Source organism: Paenibacillus sp. strain BS8-2, assembly GCF_054483835.1.
In genome coordinates, this window is the sequence record NZ_CM137010.1 from 3,058,321 (window position 1) to 3,076,270 (window position 17,950).

The following is a 17,950-nucleotide window of genomic DNA, read 5'->3' on the forward strand; positions in this document are numbered from 1 at the left end:
TTTGCATAAATAGAGTCATAAACATGTAGAGACGGCCGCTGGCCGTCTATTTCTTTGGGATAGGGACAGACATAATTGCCCCTCCGCTCGCTATGAATATAGGTAGGTGAAGGAGAGGGGGGGATAACATGGCGAAAGTCGTGTCGATGCTGAATATGAAGGGCGGAGTTGGCAAAACAACGCTAGCCTACAATCTGTCCTGGTACGCGGCGTATTGTAAGGCCTATAAAGTACTGGCGATCGATCTTGATCCGCAATCAAATTTATCGCAGTCTTTTCTTGGTGAGGGAGGTTATCATGCTTTTCTAGGCGAGAATCGGCCGTCTGTTGTTGACCTGTTCGAGGATGGAAGTGCTGGAGGCGAGGTTATTACCGAGATCGAGCAATGGACGGATGGCGGCAGGCTTCATCTTATTCCTGCGAGAGTCGAGCTAACCCGTATCCTTCGTAATCCGACTATGAAGGAGCATAAGTTAAGACGATTCTTGGCCGAGCATAAGAGTAACTACGACCTCGTCATCATTGATTGCCCGCCAACAGACTCTATTCTGACCGTGGCCAGTTACTTCGCGAGTGACTCGCTCATCGTGCCCGTCAAACTTGAGAAATTAGCGATTATCGGTCTTCCCTTGCTCAAGCGAAGCATGGATGAATTCATTCGCGAGTTCGCGCCGGAGTACGGCATCGAGGTGGCGGGTATTTTGCTTAATGGGGTGGAGACGACGAACAGCGATGAGCAAAGGAACGCTAGGGAGCTTGTTAAGGTGCTTGCTAACGCGTGCAATTGGAGCCTCTTTCATAACGAGATCAAAGTATCCAAAGCCTATCAGAACGGAATTCGTGAAAGTATGCCTATTTTCCAAGTTCCGAGAACCAATGAGGTTGCAATTAAGCAATTCTTCACGGTTGGCGACGAATTTCTGAGAAAGGTGGGCGTCGAATGAGAAGCCGCTCGAAGGAATTGATGTTGGAGTTCTTGCTGTTGAAGCAGCGTTACAGCAAAGAGGAGTTTATGCAAGTGAGCGTGGTGCTTAAGCATAGTTCCGCATATAAGGAGCTTGTCAAAGTGATCGATATGCTTCAAAGCCTGGAAGCGGTTGCTGGGGGGCAAGTGGCTGTTCCGTTGACGGTTGAGGGGGATTTCCAAAGTTACTTACAAAACGAAGTCCTTCGATCCAAACAAGCAGACTGGGAAGTTTTACGTGAACGGGATCCTCTTAAATATGAACGCTTAGTGGAGCTTGAGGGCCATTTGAGGTCGAAGTGTACATTCGCTACGGTGAAGGCATTACAGGAATATGTGTCGTCTAAAGTAAAGGTGCGAAAGGCGAAGAACTCGAGAGCAGAGCTTATGCTCTGTTGCTTGAACGGGATGAGCGAACGATCAATCGAAGAATTGGAAGGTGAGTTAAGCGAGCTGCGAACGAGGAACGGCAACGATGAGCTAATGTCCGGCTTCCTAAACATGGCGCAGGCGATTGTTCATTCGCGGAAGAAAGTTTAGCTTCGAGCCCTCACCCTCTAACGGAAGCCTCTCTCACATGTATGGAGGCCTAATCATGTCTATTTAAATGTAAGTAATTTCCTTACAGTAACCTCCTTTCTTCGGCAGGATTCTCCATCTTTTAGGTCGAATTGACTATATTAGATCTATATTTTTCCTCAAGAAGAAATCGATGAGAGAATCCCACAGGAAGGGGCCAGCAGCGATGAACGATCAGTTAATCCGTTTGTTGCGTATCATAAATCTTGTCCAGATCAGGCCAGGCATTCAAAGGAAGGAGCTCGCCGACCGTTGCGAAACGTCTGAACGAAACATCTACCGCGACATTGATGCGTTAAGCGCAGCACAAATTCCGATCTCCTCGCCGGGGAGAGGCCAAGGCTATCAATATATAAGCAATTTCTCGCAATATCCGCTGGACTTCACAGAGCAGGAGGCGCTTGCCTTCTCTCTGCTGCCATCCGTTCTGGAGCCCTATCAGACACTTATCCCGAGCGGCTTTGAATCGGCCTATGAGAAGGTGATGGGCACCCATCTTCGCGAACGTCAGAAGCGGACCGAGATCGTGCAACATGTGGCTGACATCATCCAGCTCGGCACTCCGGCTTATCGTGAGGAAGGACAAAGCTTCCTCTATGATATTATTCAAGCTGCCCTATCCCAGCGTACGATCCGGACGGTATATTACTCCCAGTACCGGGATGCAGAGACGGAGCGCCTGATCGATCCTTATTACCTTGTCCCGCGGGATCATCGCTTTTACGTCATCGGATATTGCCACAGAGCAGGTGACATGCGCACATTCCGAATCAGCCGCTTCAAGGAGGTCGAGGTGCTGGAGGATACGTTCGACAAGGGCGATTTTAATCTTAAGCACTATATGAAGAACACGTGGTCCATCGAGCGCGGCAACGAGTCGATTCGGTTCAAGGTACTGTTCCGTGGTGACGCCGTCCGCTACGTCAAGGAAGAAGAGATGTTCCTGAAGCCTCGTATGACCTCGCGCAAGGATGGCAGTCTTCTATTCGAAGTGACGGTAAACCACGAACGCGAATTTCTCGGATGGATTAGCCAATACGGACCGGACGCAGAGATTCTTGAGCCGAAGCGCTACCGCGATGTGATGCGGGAGAGGTTAGAGCAGTGGAAACGGGTGTATGAGGGATGAGGGTTAGGGGCGCTAGGACTATGTGTAGATTGATAGGGGGCTTACATAGAGATGATTACAGTAAAATCGACAGAACAACATACCGGCGCAGTCATTGAGGGAGATATCCGAGATATGCAGGCGCTGTACGATGCATTGCATGAAGTTGTTGGCGAGGAAGGGGATTATGAGTCATACACAGGCGCAAGGCTTAGAGTACTTGGTGTCTGTTACGACATTCGGCATGCCTTGATGGGCAATCGCGAGATTTCGTTGGTTGAGAACGGTATCGATAGAGAGATGATGAAGCGGCTGAACGTCATTACCTCCGATCACAATCTGTATTTCAATGTGCGCGTTTTGTGGCCGGAGCTGCTGTTCGTTCAGATGGCGTTGAACGAATTTGTACTGCTTCATACCGCTAAGCTGACCAAGAAGCATTACCGAGGTGTTATGCACAAGAACGCGATCTGGGACACATCTATTGCTGCCGTCCGGCAATTCCAAGCTACCGTATTGAAGGGAATTGAATCCCTTGTTACGCCTGCCGTCTACACTCGCATAACAGGATACATGGTGAATGATTTCACTCGGTGTGACCGCTATACAACTCAATACGTGGATGTTCTTAACGTGGAGTGGATCGACACATCGCCCGATAAGCGCCTTAAGCTGCTCTCGACAATGGCGAAGCGCCTCTCCGATAAGGGCGAAGCGTACAAGAAGCTACGCGTTCAAGTCCAAGCCTCGGCTAAGCACTTCGAGACGACGGAGCAGAATATTTCTGCACCTGTTGATTAACCGGAGGAGTTTGTGTGGTAGATAAGAAGAGCAGCCCGCTGATAGACATTAAGTGAGGAGTGGACATCATGATAAGTGAGATTTTGTATGGCCGAGGACGTCATAGCAACGAAGGGAGAAGTACATTGAACATTGAGCTTAGAATGAAGCCGATTGAAAATGTCTATTCTGCTGTTTGGTTAGCAATCGTAATTCTGACCTATCAACGGCACTATTATAGTGTTGGGCCAGTTACATCGGAGGATCTTGCTTTCTCACAACAAGAGATTCAGCGCATGGCGAGTAAGTTGTGCTCAAAAACGATTCATTCACCTCGTATCAGTCAATGGAGCAACGGGGACCATCCGCAAAGTACATATAACTATCTGCGTAAGGTAGGGAAACACCATAGAAGACTGACCCTCACTGGAGAGTTTCGAGGTGTGAAAGAAAAGCCAGAGTGGCTGACAGAAGCTGATACGATTATATTATTTGATAAGTATACTGAACGGCCTGTTTTTTATTCACAGCTTGTGAGCTGGTTGAATTCGGAGTTGGCGGAACGATACAAGGCGAGTGTGAGTTAACAATTCATTGAGCTCTATTTACATCATTACAGCATTTCCAATCTTAGGCATGATACAATAGACCCAATAGAAACCAAGCATTGAGGTGTTGTGAATGGCTGGAAACTTTGAATTTCTGCGAGAACGTTGGGAGATCTTATCGACCCTCGGAGAGATGGCGGAACGCAACTTGTTCATTGATCCGAATACATCCCTAATCAAGCTTCGTATGTTCGGAGAGACGTTGACACAATATTTATGCGCGTTGGAAGAATTGGTCGAGACACATCATTTGAATCAAATCGACCGTTTGAATAAATTGAAGCAAGAAGACCTCGTCCCTGAAGAGGTGTTGGATCTTCTCCATTCCATTCGTAAGGTTGGCAATAAGGCCAATCATGAGATCGGCATTTATGGAACGACCGCCGAAGCGCAGTTGCTCGTAAAGATGGCGTATCGGATTGCGGGATGGTTCATGCAAGTATATGGCGATTGGAGCTATCAACCAGTAGACTATGTTGAACCTGTGCAAGAAGAGAAGGCTTCTAATGACGAACAGTTAGAGCAGCTTTCGGAAGTCTATGAGGCTAAGCTGGCCTTGCAGAAGAAGGAACTTGAAGAACTTCGCAGAGAACAAGCTGCTGTGAGCAATGAGGTTAAGAAGAAACGTCATACCAAGTCCAAGCAAGCAGGCAGCGCCTTTGCCCTTACGGAAGCCGAGACGCGCCTTATCATCGACGAGAAGCTGCGTCAAGTTGGTTGGGAAGCCGATTCTCAGACTCTTCGTTATGGACTTGGCACGCGCCCCGAGAAAGGTCGCAACCTAGCAATTGCGGAGTGGGCGCTTAAGACTGGCTTCGCGGACTACGCGCTGTTCTGCGGACTAGAGCTGGTCGGTATTGTTGAAGCGAAGCGGATCAGCAGGAATGTCGAGGCGGACATTGCCCAATCGAAAAAATATGCCATGCGGGTTGTGCGTCATGGAGATGAAATCATTCATGGACCATGGGGGAACTATCAAGTACCATTCCTGTTCTCGACCAACGGCCGCCCGTATCTGGAGCAATTGAAGCATATGTCCGGTATTTGGTTCCTCGATGCACGCAAGCCGACGAACCATCCGCGTCCTCTGCAAGCGTGGTATTCGCCGCAAGGGTTGAAAGATTTGCTGAAGCAGGACACCGAGCAAGCTGCCAAGGATCTGCAGGATGAGAAGCTTGATTACCTGAAACTGCGTCCGTATCAGGAAGATGCGATCCTTTCGGTAGAAGGTGCAATTGACGAAGGTCAGCGCAATATCCTGCTGGCGATGGCGACAGGCACAGGCAAAACCCGTATGGCAATCGGGCTTATTTACCGTTTGATCAAGCATAACCGCTTCAAGCGTATTCTGTTCCTCGTGGACCGCTCAGCGCTTGGACGCCAAGCAGAAGCAGCATTTAAGGATTCCAAGCTGGAGAGCTACCATTCGTTCACAGAGATTTTTGAGCTACAGACGCTGGATGATAAAAAGCCGAATCCGGAGACCAAGGTGCAGATCGCTACCGTCCAAGGAATGGTTAAACGTATCTTCTATAACGAATCCGATGAAGCGGAGATTCCATCCGTTGATCAATACGACTGTGTAATCGTCGACGAAGCCCATCGCGGCTATACACTTGATAAGGAAATGTCCGAGCTGGAGCTGGAGTTCCGTGACCACGAAGATTACGTCAGCAAATACCGCAAGGTGCTGGACTATTTCGATGCGTTCCGAATTGGACTGACGGCTACGCCGGCTTTGCATACAGTTGAGATTTTTGGACGCCCGGTATTCAATTATTCATATCGAGAAGCGGTGATCGATGGGTATCTCATCGACCACGAACCGCCCATGCAGTTCGAGACTCAGCTCAAGAAACACGGGATCAAATGGCTGGTTGGCGAAGAGGTCGCCGTATATGACATCTCCTCTGGTAATGTGGAGAAGGAACTGCTCCAGGATGAGATCAATCTGGAAGTGACGCAGTTCAACAAGACGGTCATTACAGAGAACTTCAACCGCGTCATCCTAGAAGAACTGACGAAATATATCGACCCCGAGTCGGAAGGGAAGACCCTTATATTCGCCGCGACGGACGATCATGCGGATATGGTCGTTCGGATTTTCAAGGAAGAGCTGGAGAAGGCATATGGGGTGGTAGATGACAATGCCGTACTCAAAATCACTGGTTCCATCAAAGATCCGTTGCATGCCATCAAGCTGTTCAAAAATGAACGGCTGCCAAGCATCGTTGTAACCGTCGATTTGCTAACAACGGGCATAGATATTCCAAGTATTACGAATCTTGTGTTCCTGCGCCGCGTACGTTCTCGGATCCTGTATGAGCAGATGCTTGGCAGAGCGACGAGACGGTGCGATGAGATCGGCAAGGATCATTTTATGATTTATGATGCCGTTGGAATCTATGAGACGTTGAAGCCTTATACAGATATGAAGCCGGTCGTGACGAAGCCGACGGTATCGCTTGATGTGCTGACGAGCGAGCTTGCACAGCTAGAAGATGAAGAGCAGGGCAAGCCGCATAAGGATCAAATCATTGCGAAGATGCAACGTAAGAAGCGTACATGGACGCAGAAGGATCATGACGATTTCCAGGCGTTGTCCGGCGGTATGAATATCGAAAAGTTCATCGACGATTTGAAGAGCATGAGTGTGCTGCAAGCGAGCGCTGATCTTCAGACGAAGAAACCGTTGATCGCTTTTATCGATGAGAATCGTGGCAGAGGACACCGAATTTATATATCGGACCATGAGGATAAGCTGATATCCACCTCGCGAGGTTATGGAGATGCCGATAAGCCGGAGGATTACCTGGAAGGGTTCCATGCCTTTATTACAGAGAACTTGAACCTCATTCCAGCTCTTACGATTATTTGTACTCGTCCGAATGACCTGACAAGAGATGAGTTGCGAAAGCTTCGGGTGGAGCTTGACCAGAAGGGGTATTCAGAGAAAATGCTGCAGGCGGCATGGCGAGATGCGAAGAACGAAGATATTGCAGCCGATATTATTAGCTTCATCCGTCAGCAGGCGCTTGGTGACCCATTAATTAGTCATGAAGAGCGGATTGAAGGCGCCATGAAAAAGATTTATGATATGAAAGTCTGGTCGAAGGTTCAGAAGGACTGGCTGAAGCGGATTGAGAAGCAGCTGTTGCAGGAATCGGTGTTAGACCCGAATCCGGAGAAAGCTTTTGAGGTAGAACCATTCAAGAGCAAAGGCGGGTACAAGCAGCTGAATAAGATTTTTGACGGCGAGATGGACACCATTGTAACAACAATAAATACAGCATTGTATACACCACGAAAGAGGGATTACGCGTAAATGGGCAATCAGGATATTGTACAGAAGCTATGGAATCTATGTAACGTACTGCGGGATGACGGCATTACGTATCATCAATATGTAACGGAACTGACGTATGTGCTGTTCCTTAAAATGATGAAAGAAACCGACAACGAAGGTATTCTGCCGGAGCAATATCGCTGGGATTCGCTGACAGAGCGTCATGGTATGGCGCTTCAACAGCATTACCGTCAGTTGCTTCTTGATCTGGGCAACCAAGGTAATGAGACTATCAAGCAGATCTACATGAATGCAACCTCCAACATTAACGAACCGAAAAACTTGGAGAAAATCATTACCTCCATCGATCAGCTCGACTGGTATAGTGCGAAAGAAGAAGGTCTTGGCGACCTGTACGAGGGGTTGCTGGAGAAGAACGCCAGCGAGACGAAGTCGGGAGCGGGGCAATATTTTACGCCGCGTCCGCTTATTGATGTAATTACCAAGCTGGCTGATCCGCAGCCGGGCGAGCGTTGTAATGACCCTGCTGCAGGTACGTTTGGCTTTATGATTGCGGCGGATCGCCATGTCCGCAGCAATACGGACGATTATTTCGACCTCGGTGAGAAGGAAGCGGAGTTCCAGAAGCATCAAGCATTCACCGGTGTTGAACTGGTTAAAGATACGCATCGCTTGGCGATGATGAATGCGATGCTTCACGATATCCATAGCGATATTATACTTGGCGATACGCTGTCTGATGATGGCACAAACCTGAAAAACTTCGACGTTATCCTGACGAATCCGCCGTTTGGTACGAAGCAGGGCGGTGAGCGACCAACTCGTGACGACCTAACGTTCGCAACAACGAACAAACAGCTGAACTTCCTTCAGCATATTTATCGTGCATTGAAAGCCAATGGCAAAGCTCGCGCTGCTGTTGTACTGCCTGACAACGTTCTGTTCGAAAGCGGCGTAGGTACCAAAATACGTGCCGACTTGATGGACAAGTGTAATCTGCACACGATTTTGCGATTGCCGACTGGCATTTTCTACGCGCAAGGGGTTAAGACAAACGTCTTATTCTTCACCCGTGAGAAGACGGATAAGGACAGCACGAAGGACGTTTGGGTATACGATCTGCGTACCAATATGCCTAGCTTCGGTAAGCGTACGCCGCTGACTGTAACTCATTTTGACGCGTTTGTGGCGGCTTATACGGCTGAGGATCGCACGAAGGTGGAAGATGAGCGCTGGAATGTGTTCATGCGTGAGGACATTCGCAAGAAGGATGTTAGCCTCGATATCGGCTTGATTGCAGACGAATCTCTGTCCGCTTACGATAACCTGCCTGACCCGATCGACTCGGCGGAAGAAGCAATGGCGAAGCTGGAAGAAGCGTTGGCATTGCTTGGTGAGGTTGTAGCTGAGTTGAAAGCAATTGAGACAAGGTCGGTAGATTATGAGGGAGCCGAGCCAGCGCTAGCGAAAGTCGCAGAACCATCTGGGGTGTACGGCAATGAGTAAGAAGGTTGCGAAGTCGCAGGAAGAGCTGTTAAAAGAGGCTTTGGTGCCAGTGGAAGAGCAACCTTATGAGGTGCCGGAGAATTGGGTTTGGGTAAGATTAAACAGTGTTGTTGACTTTTACAGTGGATCAGGTTTTCCTAAAGAATATCAGGGTATGACTGGATTGCCAATTCCTTTTTATAAGGTTGGAAGCTTAAAGAACATTGATAAAAATAAATACTTACTAGAACCAGACGATACAATCGATGAGGACACAAGAAAAGGGATTAAAGCAGGTCTTGTATCAGAGGATACAATTGTATTTGCAAAAATTGGTGAAGCAATTAAACTAAACCGTCGTGCACTTATTCCCAAAGACAGTTGTATCGATAATAATCTAATGGGTTTTAGGAGCAAGGATACTTTATTAAATAATCAATTTTTGTATTTGTGGTCTATAAAAACTGATTTTTATCCTATGGCACAAGCAACAACTGTTCCATCAATTCGTAAAAGTTCCTTTGAAGTATTGGAATTCCCACTCCCACCACTAAACGAACAAAATCGAATTGCTGACAAAGTCGAAAGACTCTTGGACAAAATCAATCAAGCCAAACAATTAATTGAAGAAGCCAAAGCAACCTTTGAACTTCGTCGGGCGGCAATTTTGGACAAGGCTTTTCGTGGGGAATTGACGATGAAGTGGCGAGAAGGGAAACTCCCACTCGAATCAGCTGATGATTGGTTGTTAAAGAACGGAATCACAATTAAGAAAAGTACGGGAGTTCCCCCATTCAAAATACCCAAATCATGGACGTGGGTGAAATTCTCTGATGTAGCAAGTGTGATGTCTAACTTAGTTGACCCGCTAAAGTACGGTAATCTTCCTCATATAGCCCCTGATAACATTGAAAAAGGTACAGGACTCTTACTAGACTATGTGACTATAGAAGAGGCAGGTGTAAAGAGTCCAAAACATTTATTTGAGGAAGGGCAAATATTATACTCAAAAATACGTCCGTATCTCTCTAAATTAATTATTGCCGATTTTAATGGATTATGTAGTGCTGATATGTATCCAATTAGTTCACATCTTAATATTAATTATTTGTATTGGTTTATGCTCTCATCTTATTTCGTGGAAAAGGCATCAACAGCCGGATCACGTTCTGTATTACCCAAAATTAATCAAAAAGAACTTAGCGAGATAATGGTGCCTATTTGTAATTTGAATGAACAACGTGAGATTGCTGAACTTATCAGCAAGTTCATGCTAAAAAATAATGATGCATTAAGTAAAATTACCGATTTTTCGGGGGGAATTACTGATTTAGAGAAATCAATTCTTTCAAAAGCATTTACAGGTCAGCTTGGAACTAATAATTCTGACGATGAAGATGCATTGCAAAATTTGATAAAGGCTTTGCAGGAGTAACATAAATAAACCGAGCTGCCATTAGCAGCCCGGTTTATTTTAAAGGAACTTCCGACTAACCTTCTTTCCATCATACATAAACAACAACGTTTTTTCTTCCACAATAGTCTCCAAGTAAACCGTCTTCCCCCACAGCTGATAAACATAGGGCAGTGTTCGCTCCACATATTTCAAATCTAATTCAACACCTTCGAATTGATGGAACAAGTAAAGCTCCCCATTGTTTAAATAATCGCCATTCTTCACAACGAGGTATGGGAAACCGCCATTTACACGTGCATAAGCGAGTTGGTCGCGAATGTTCTCCCACGATTTATCGGTAATTTTCCATTCGGGACCTTTCTTCTCGAAGACATATAAGTCCAGGTCCTTCACCAGATCTTTGGTCAAATAATTGCGGATAAACGAAATGTCAGCATCGTTCTCACGAACCTCAAACATCTTTTCCCTGCCGCGACCGGGTACTCGTCCATATCGCTCTCTTTCTTCCGGTGTAGGGTTATCCCAGCGCTTCTCGATATCCTCAAATATCTTTACACCAAGGTAGTAAGGGTTCAATGAGTGTCGTGAAGGCTGTACTACTGATGAATTTAGCTTGGCGTATTCAACAGTCTCATCCGAAGTCAGGTCAAGCTCTCTCATGATTCGTTGGTGGAAGAAGCTCGCCCAGCCTTCGTTCATAATTTTGGTCTCGATCTGCGCCCAGAAGTATAGCATTTCATCACGAAGCATTGTTAATATATCTCGCTGCCATGGCTCGAGGATGGAGGAATACTCCTCAATAAACCACAGGATATCTTTCTCCGGTTGAGGAGGGAATGAGGCAGGCGGCTCTTTTTCCTCCTGCAAAGCATTCTTCTCCAGTGACCACAGATCGTCATAAGGCGACGTGGGCAGAACTGGCTTTGCAACTGATGAACGTTTCTGCATGGAGGAGACATAATCATCTTTTGACATTCGATAAGGTTTTACGATGGAAGGATCGACATGCTCTTGGATGGCAAGGACGGCATCGATAAATTGCTCAACCGCAAGTGTTCCATGGCTCATTTCGTATTCGCTGATTCGTTCGGCGGTTGCGGACATACTTTCGACCATATTCCGGTTCGTCTTGGAGAAGCGGGCATTGTTCTTGAAGAAGTCACAATGTGCGAGAACGTGTGCGACTATCAGTTTGTTTTGGACAAGGGAGTTGCTGTCGAGCAAGAAGGCATAACAAGGATTGGAGTTTATGACAAGCTCGTAGATTTTGCTGAGACCGAAATCGTATTGCATCTTCATCTTATTGAATGTCTTGCCGAAGCTCCAGTGACTGAAGCGGGTAGGCATGCCATATGCTCCGAAGGTATAGATGATATCGGACGGGCAAATTTCATATCGCATTGGGTAGAAGTCAAGCCCAAGTCCCGTTGCGACCTCTGTTATTTCAGCTATGGCATATTCCAGCTCTTTCAAGTTTGTCGACGACATTTTCATTCCTCCATTTCTGAAGATCGTTTTTTTGGAGTTGATAATCACTGATTGAAACACCTTGCGGTTGGTAAAGATTGATAAAAAGGAGTGATGAGAAATGATGAGCTTGTTTTTCGCATTGTCTATAATTGCTATATGCTACTCGTTGTTTCATTATTTAAAACAGAAACAGTTGTTAGAGAGAGTTAGCAGTAGTGCAATCGATGCAATATCCTCTCATGAGGATATGAAGGAGACTCTTCGCATTGGTCTGTATAACCGCTTCAAGCGGGACCTTGAACAAGATAAGGAAGAAGATCCACTGATGTTTGAACATTTTGTTGCTAATATCATGACAACCACTCGGGGTGGCAGCACTTACGTAACAAAGAGTTCTGGAGATTTTGGTATCGATATAGAAGAACGAGCTGACAAGGGGCTTTATCTAGGACAAGTGAAATGTTACAAAGAGACTGTTGGTTATGAACCGATTGCGATCATCCATTCTCAAATGGTCAAGCAAGGTGCTGTAGGCGGTTATGTCATTACGACAAGTGATTTTACTTCAAACGCACGCGCATATGCGCAGGGCTTAAACATTGACTTGATTAACGGCAGGCAATTGGTTGATCTGTGGTTAGCACATTTAGAATCCAAACGTGAACGGGTGCCTGTATTAAATCCAGAGCTTCAAATGTGATGAGTGCCCTAAGCAACAGCAATTCCTTAATGAGCTGGAAGGTGAATATATGCTATAATTCAGCTATGAGTGTGATGTTCAGCAGTTTTTACGATTTCTTCAAAGGAGGTTGCTAAGATGAACTTTAGTCTAAAAGCTCCTGATGGCACCGTCATTGAATCGTATGAGAAAAATCATAAGGAATTTATCCGTATTGCCGGTTTGGAATATGAAGTATACAACCCGGTAGGCGAACTGGATTCCGATCCGGAAATTCGCGAGATGATTGAAGCTTCCGAGATGGATATTAAGCAAGGTAAGCTGTACTCAACAGATGATTTGATTGAACTGGTGAAGCGTGGTGAGCTGTAATTGATTGTCCAATGGACCGAATCGGCAATGAAACGGCTTCGACAAATCAAGAGCGATCACTTTTCGGATCAAGAAACGGTGGAGTACAAGATCAATCTCATTCGCCGCACGGAAACGAAGGTGGTCAGCATGGGAATGATCTTGCCGTCACGCGAGTTCCTCAACACTTATTATTGCTTCGTGGATCGATATGTGGTCTCGTACAAAGTATTGGATAACGGAGAGCGATATGTGATCACTTCATTCAAGCATGGTGCAATGAAGCGGAATTATAAATACTAAATTCAGGGCCGAGTCCTCCATGGAGTCGGTCTATTTATATTCGATTAGGAACAACCCAAACTTTCAAAAAAATAGTATAATAACACACATTCCTGAAACATACTTGCTATGTCGTCGACAGTGTTTGCAGAATCTGCGAGGGAGTTCATTTTAACGAGAGCTTTGCATTCTATCAATGTTGGAAGCCAATAATTCAAGAATAATGATCTGCCTGTTTTGAACTATGAAGGAAGTACCCTATGTACCGTTTAAAGCGATAGGCGATCTACTAAATGTTGGAGTATCCTGGAATAGCGAATTGAAGAGAGTAGAGATAAAATAAATTCAAGAATCGGCCTCGTTTGAGAATACGACTATAGTTGATCCCAAAATTCTAAATGGTTATCTTGGTGATTCCACAGCCCCAGCAATTAAATGTTGGGGTGTAATCTATTTTGATATGGCTGATCATGTGATGCAGCCGGACTTGTCGGTGGTTTGCTCCAAGAATCAGATCTCGAAGAATGGTTGTCATGGTGCGCCAACATTGATCATCGAAGTGTTATCACCATCAACAGCGCTGAAGGATTTTAATGAGAAATTCAATCTTTATCAAAACAATTGTGCTTAAAGAGTTTTAAATACCACTGAGTAAGTTGTTTAACCTTGAAGCCTAAAATCGATTAAACCGATTCCAAGAGGAGTCGGTTTTTATTTTTGAAGAAATTACATACGAACACCCATTCCTGACACACAGCTGTCGCAAACGATGGCTATAATCGGTAGTATCATGAGTGAGAGGGATGGGGATCAATGGATCAAACGGTAAACTTTCAACATAGCTGGAGCAAATCATACTTGCCTGCTAACGTCACAAATACGGTGTATCTATTGTTAGAGGCAAGGGGGACAGTGAGAAAGACCGAAGGAAGAGCGCCGCTAAATGTGTCACTAGTATTAGACCGAAGCGGGTCTATGTCGGGGGCACCGCTAGTTTATAGCAAGCTGGCCGCGCAATTCGTTGTCGATCAGATGGATCAGAATGATTTGTTCAGCCTAGTCGCCTTTGATAGTCAAGTCCGGACATTGATTCCTCCTACGAAGGTGCTTCATAAGGATCTCTTTAAGGAACAGATTCAGTCGATTCAGCCAGGAGGAGCAACGAATCTTAGCGGAGGACTCATCGAGGGAGCACAACATGTGATGAGCAATAAAACGGAGGGCAGCGTTAATCGCGTGATTCTGTTGTCCGATGGTCATGCGAATAACGGTATTACGGATCATCATCAGCTTGGGGCCATAGCGAAGGAATATCGCGCTTCGGAAGTTGGGGTCAGTACTCTGGGAGTAGGCAATGGTTTCGATGAAGATGTGATGGAGACTATAGCAGAGCATGGCGGAGGCAATTTTTATTATATCCGCACAGCGGAAGAGATTCCGACGATCTTCCAACAAGAACTTCAAGGGCTTCTTAACGTCGTCGCTCAAAATATGAAATTGCAAGTTGTCCCTATAGAAGGAGTGTCCATTACAGCAGTTTATGGATATCCTGTTAGCCGACAAACGGATGAAGTATCGATCTCGCTTGGCGATCTCTATCAGAATGACTGCAAGTCTCTTCTAGTCGAGCTGCAGCTTCCTGCCTATGCGGCCGGAGAACAACAAGTACTTCAGTTGAATTGGGAATATGTAGACGTTACAGAGGGGGCTAGTGCGGTAAACTGCCAGATAGATGTCGCCGCGACGTTCACAAAGGATCTACAGTTGTTGAGTCAAGAGGAGAATGTCAAGGTGCTGCAACAGGTCGAGCTTACCAAGTCGGCTCTTGTGATCGAGGAGGCGATGCAGGCGTTCGATTCGGGAGATATGCAGGGCGGGCAACAGCTTCTCAAGAAGCAAGCTGATAAAATGCTTCATATGTCTGTACAGATGAGCAGTCCGCTGATGGCTGAAGAGTCGGCGAAATTGTACGAGCAACTAAACGACTTCGAGTATTCTAGCGAGAAGCGTAAGGTACTACACGAGGAGAAGTACAGACGCATGAAGGGGAAGAAGCTTTAGGTAAGTTGTTTGACTTTGATGCCTAGTAACAATCGAACCGGTTCCGAGAGGAATTGGTTTTTTCTATTCGAAAATAATCATGAGAACATACATTCCTGACAACCTATTGTCATTTTATTATGGTTTAATAGTACTATCGAATAAGTCTACAGGAGGAGTTAAGAATGGCCTTTCTCAAATGTTCAGAATGTTCAAATATGCTAAAGGCGGTTCAAATCTCTCACAAAATTAGTATGGTAGGAGAGCAACGAGTACTAGAATATTCGCCAGGCGGTATCAAATGCTCGGATTGGTTGCCGATTAGCTCGAATTACACGGGATGTTCGGAAGGTGTCTACTGCTCGGAATGTCGATCCATCGTCCCGCTGGAGGCAGAGGAGTTGCCCTTGTGCGAGGATACACGAATTCCTGGTGTCGTGAGCCAAGAATTTGAGTCCCATCTCGTGCTGGAACGACTCAAGCATTTAGCGCTCGAAGAAGCTTCAGACATTTACATACATACACAACCGGCTCAAGAGCCGATCTTTAGCGAGATTCCTAGTCACATTCCAACGCCGATTCGGGATGCGCTGCATCGAATGAAGATCGAGCAGTTATATATTCACCAAGCGCAAGCAGCGGATGCGATTGAAGCAGGATCGAATGTCGTAATGGTTACTTCAACGTCATCGGGCAAGACGTTGTCCTATAATGTACCAATTTTAAGCCATCTCTATGGCAATCCTTCTGATCGGGCTCTCTATATATTCCCTACCAAAGCGCTCGCTAACGATCAGTTGGATCAAATCAAACGGTTCGGAGCAAACGCGACTTCGGATCATTCATCGTTGGATGAATGGTTCGAGACAAAACTCGCATTCGGACAACGGACCATTACCATCGGACGGCTGGACGGCGATACGGAGAATGGTCCGAGACAGCGGATTATGGAGAAGGCTCACATCTGGATGACAAATCCGGACATGATTCATTATTCCATCCTTGGACAGATTCAACAGAGGAGATATACATCGGGACAGCATATTCGCAATTATCTTAAGCACCTCAAGTTTATTGTGCTCGACGAGATGCATATGTACCGCGGGACATTCGGTAGTCATGTGGCACTAGTCCTTCGTCGTTTGTTATTGGCGTGTCGGGAGCTTGGTAATAACAACAAGATTCAAGTGATAACCAGTTCGGCGACTATCGAGAATCCAGTACGACTAGCTGAGGAATTGACCGGTTTGCAAGGTTTCGCCTTGATCAACAAGGACGGATCTGCCCATCAGAAGAAGGAGATCGTGTTATGGAATCCTGGCATGTCAGCCGGAGAGCAGACAAGGCGAGCACCATCCACGGATGTCATTACTATGGCGAAACAAATTATGACGATCGATCAGAAAGTCATTAAGAGTATCATTTTCCAACCTTCTCGCAGTCAGACAATGGTGTTCACCCGCTATATCAAAGATGTACTGCGGCAGCCGCTCCGATTGTCTAAGGATAAGGTTGAAGGAGAAAAGTTGGCAGCTTTCTATACAGGCATATTGCCGAATGAAACGCGCAAACGGATTATTGATCGGCTGAAGTCCCATGACATTCATGTGATCATCTCGACTAACGCGCTAGAGGTAGGGATTGATATTGGCGACTTGAGTTTGGCGGTGCTGGCCGGGTACCCAGGGTCCAAGGCGGCGTTCTCCCAGCAGATTGGACGTGTCGGCCGTAAGGGTGAGGGCGTCGCGATTCTTATTTGGCAGGACGATCCGTTGCAGCAATACTACATGCGGAATCCACTCGAGTTTATCCATAAAGCGCCTGAAGTTGTGCGGATCAATTCGTCGAATCATAAGCTGCTCACGCTTCATCTGCCGCTATTAAAGGAAGAGCTGGGGAGAGAAGTGACAACAGCGGATATGCTGCATATGTTCCCATCGCTTAATGATGATACAGCACTTGCACTTCTGGAAGTCTCAGCTACTTCAGAACTCGCGGAAGATGCTGTTCCGGATCAACAAAAGTTCAGCCTACGTTCGATCTCGGGGCAAAGCTTTAGCGTCACGATCCGGGGACAATCTCAGTCTGTGGTCGATGGTTTGGATGAATGGAGTGCATTCCGTGATTTCCATGAAGGAGCAATATATTGGACACCGGGAGACCGTGCCTATCGAGTCGACTCGATTAATCGCAAGAAGGGTGAGATTATTCTAATGCCTATTCAGGAGCTCACCTATCATACGCAATCTACATATCGCGATAATATCGATATTCTGCGCGTCTATCATACTCAAGTGGAAGACGGAATAGGTCTTGTGTATGGCGAGCTTGAGGTTAAGCGGAGTGTATTCGGCTATAAAAAAATATATTTTGGTCAAAAACATGAGTCGGAGCAAGTCCAATTGGAGCATCCTTATGTTACCCGATTCGCTCCTGAAGGTACGTGGCTGACAATATCGGATGATCAATGGTCGCATTTGAAGAATGAGATCCAGCATTGGTCGAACGAAGGACGTCCGGTTGATGCATTGGCAGAAGCATCATTACATGCAGCTGGTCATGCTATGACATCGGTGATTCCAGATATGATCATCTGTGACGCAAATGATTTCACTGGATTTTCTGCCAGTGGGATGACGGCGTTCGCGAGCAGACCTGTTATCGGCTTCTATGGTGAAAACGGATCCGGTCTTGGCACGATTGAGGCTATCTACGAGAACGCGAACAAGGTCATGAAGAAGGCACTGGAATTGATAGAGAGCTGTCCTTGCTCCGAAGGTTGTCCGAGCTGTGTACAACTGCCTGGCAAGTGGAATGTCGATTTGTTCAAGCCTGGAGCCAAGATACTCCTAAAGACATTAATCGAAGGGAACGAATAAT

General features: G+C 46.2%; 14 protein-coding genes and 1 pseudogene. 14 read left to right on the forward strand and 1 reads right to left on the reverse strand.

Annotated features, from left to right (window positions below; translation table 11 throughout):
• Positions 1 to 128: 128 nt before the first annotated feature.
• The 8 genes from ACX1C1_RS13160 (at position 129) to ACX1C1_RS13195 (ending at position 10,266) form a co-directional block, all read left to right on the forward strand.
• A complete protein-coding gene (locus ACX1C1_RS13160) occupies positions 129 to 944 on the forward strand; it encodes a ParA family protein (protein ID WP_458957521.1) in 816 nt (271 codons plus the stop codon).
• Positions 941 to 1,504, forward strand: coding sequence for a hypothetical protein (locus ACX1C1_RS13165; RefSeq protein ID WP_458957522.1), 564 nt, complete (start codon positions 941 to 943; stop codon positions 1,502 to 1,504). Before ACX1C1_RS13160 ends, ACX1C1_RS13165 begins: the two co-directional genes overlap by 4 nt.
• 205 nt (positions 1,505 to 1,709) lie before the next feature.
• The gene (locus ACX1C1_RS13170; protein ID WP_458957523.1) at positions 1,710 to 2,672 is read left to right on the forward strand and encodes a helix-turn-helix transcriptional regulator; all 963 of its coding nucleotides are present in this window, start codon (positions 1,710 to 1,712) and stop codon (positions 2,670 to 2,672) included.
• 51 nt (positions 2,673 to 2,723) lie between these two features.
• The gene (locus ACX1C1_RS13175) at positions 2,724 to 3,452 is read left to right on the forward strand and encodes a DUF6904 family protein (protein ID WP_458957524.1); all 729 of its coding nucleotides are present in this window, start codon (positions 2,724 to 2,726) and stop codon (positions 3,450 to 3,452) included.
• Positions 3,453 to 3,520: 68 nt separating this feature from the next.
• The gene (locus tag ACX1C1_RS13180) at positions 3,521 to 4,018 is read left to right on the forward strand and encodes a hypothetical protein (RefSeq protein WP_458957525.1); all 498 of its coding nucleotides are present in this window, start codon (positions 3,521 to 3,523) and stop codon (positions 4,016 to 4,018) included.
• Positions 4,019 to 4,112: 94 nt separating this feature from the next.
• Complete coding sequence (gene hsdR / locus ACX1C1_RS13185) at positions 4,113 to 7,364, forward strand: type I restriction-modification system endonuclease (RefSeq protein ID WP_458957526.1); 3,252 nt, start codon at positions 4,113 to 4,115, stop codon at positions 7,362 to 7,364.
• A complete protein-coding gene (locus ACX1C1_RS13190; protein ID WP_458957527.1) occupies positions 7,365 to 8,852 on the forward strand; it encodes a class I SAM-dependent DNA methyltransferase in 1,488 nt (495 codons plus the stop codon).
• Positions 8,845 to 10,266, forward strand: coding sequence for a restriction endonuclease subunit S (locus tag ACX1C1_RS13195; RefSeq protein ID WP_458957528.1), 1,422 nt, complete (start codon positions 8,845 to 8,847; stop codon positions 10,264 to 10,266). The genes ACX1C1_RS13190 and ACX1C1_RS13195 overlap by 8 nt, the downstream gene beginning before the upstream one ends.
• A 39-nt stretch (positions 10,267 to 10,305) precedes the next feature.
• On the opposite strand, the gene ACX1C1_RS13200 is transcribed toward ACX1C1_RS13195, so the two are convergent.
• Positions 10,306 to 11,736 (reverse strand): SpoVR family protein, encoded by a 1,431-nt coding sequence (locus tag ACX1C1_RS13200; RefSeq protein WP_458957529.1) that lies wholly within the window; start codon positions 11,734 to 11,736, stop codon positions 10,306 to 10,308.
• 100 nt (positions 11,737 to 11,836) lie between these two features.
• Here ACX1C1_RS13200 and ACX1C1_RS13205 point away from each other — a divergent pair, with 100 nt between their 5' ends.
• The 6 genes and pseudogenes from ACX1C1_RS13205 (at position 11,837) to ACX1C1_RS13230 (ending at position 17,949) form a co-directional block, all read left to right on the forward strand.
• Positions 11,837 to 12,418, forward strand: a complete 582-nt coding sequence (locus ACX1C1_RS13205) for a restriction endonuclease (protein ID WP_458957530.1) — start codon at positions 11,837 to 11,839, stop codon at positions 12,416 to 12,418.
• Between the two features lie 117 nt (positions 12,419 to 12,535).
• Positions 12,536 to 12,769 (forward strand): hypothetical protein, encoded by a 234-nt coding sequence (locus ACX1C1_RS13210; RefSeq protein ID WP_458957531.1) that lies wholly within the window; start codon positions 12,536 to 12,538, stop codon positions 12,767 to 12,769.
• A complete protein-coding gene (locus ACX1C1_RS13215; protein ID WP_458957532.1) occupies positions 12,770 to 13,051 on the forward strand; it encodes a type II toxin-antitoxin system RelE/ParE family toxin in 282 nt (93 codons plus the stop codon).
• A gap of 433 nt (positions 13,052 to 13,484) precedes the next feature.
• Positions 13,485 to 13,646: pseudogene (locus ACX1C1_RS13220) on the forward strand (Uma2 family endonuclease); the annotation flags it as partial.
• Between the two features lie 197 nt (positions 13,647 to 13,843).
• Positions 13,844 to 15,091 (forward strand): vWA domain-containing protein, encoded by a 1,248-nt coding sequence (locus ACX1C1_RS13225; protein WP_458957533.1) that lies wholly within the window; start codon positions 13,844 to 13,846, stop codon positions 15,089 to 15,091.
• A 164-nt stretch (positions 15,092 to 15,255) separates the two neighbouring features.
• The gene (locus ACX1C1_RS13230; protein WP_458957534.1) at positions 15,256 to 17,949 is read left to right on the forward strand and encodes a DEAD/DEAH box helicase; all 2,694 of its coding nucleotides are present in this window, start codon (positions 15,256 to 15,258) and stop codon (positions 17,947 to 17,949) included.
• Position 17,950: the final 1 nt, after the last annotated feature.

Bases quoted from the DNA above. Each gene is read 5' to 3' on its own strand.
- ACX1C1_RS13170 (WP_458957523.1), top strand. From the start codon at position 1,710: ATGAACGATCAGTTAATCCGTTTGTTGCGTATCATAAATCTTGTCCAG.
- ACX1C1_RS13210 (WP_458957531.1), top strand. From the start codon at position 12,536: ATGAACTTTAGTCTAAAAGCTCCTGATGGCACCGTCATTGAATCGTAT.
- ACX1C1_RS13190 (WP_458957527.1), top strand. From the start codon at position 7,365: ATGGGCAATCAGGATATTGTACAGAAGCTATGGAATCTATGTAACGTA.
- ACX1C1_RS13225 (WP_458957533.1), top strand. From the start codon at position 13,844: ATGGATCAAACGGTAAACTTTCAACATAGCTGGAGCAAATCATACTTG.
- hsdR (WP_458957526.1), top strand. From the start codon at position 4,113: ATGGCTGGAAACTTTGAATTTCTGCGAGAACGTTGGGAGATCTTATCG.
- ACX1C1_RS13195 (WP_458957528.1), top strand. From the start codon at position 8,845: ATGAGTAAGAAGGTTGCGAAGTCGCAGGAAGAGCTGTTAAAAGAGGCT.
- ACX1C1_RS13205 (WP_458957530.1), top strand. From the start codon at position 11,837: ATGATGAGCTTGTTTTTCGCATTGTCTATAATTGCTATATGCTACTCG.
- ACX1C1_RS13230 (WP_458957534.1), top strand. From the start codon at position 15,256: ATGGCCTTTCTCAAATGTTCAGAATGTTCAAATATGCTAAAGGCGGTT.
- ACX1C1_RS13175 (WP_458957524.1), top strand. From the start codon at position 2,724: ATGATTACAGTAAAATCGACAGAACAACATACCGGCGCAGTCATTGAG.
- ACX1C1_RS13180 (WP_458957525.1), top strand. From the start codon at position 3,521: ATGATAAGTGAGATTTTGTATGGCCGAGGACGTCATAGCAACGAAGGG.
- ACX1C1_RS13165 (WP_458957522.1), top strand. From the start codon at position 941: ATGAGAAGCCGCTCGAAGGAATTGATGTTGGAGTTCTTGCTGTTGAAG.
- ACX1C1_RS13200 (WP_458957529.1), bottom strand. From the start codon at position 11,736: ATGTCGTCGACAAACTTGAAAGAGCTGGAATATGCCATAGCTGAAATA.
- ACX1C1_RS13160 (WP_458957521.1), top strand. From the start codon at position 129: ATGGCGAAAGTCGTGTCGATGCTGAATATGAAGGGCGGAGTTGGCAAA.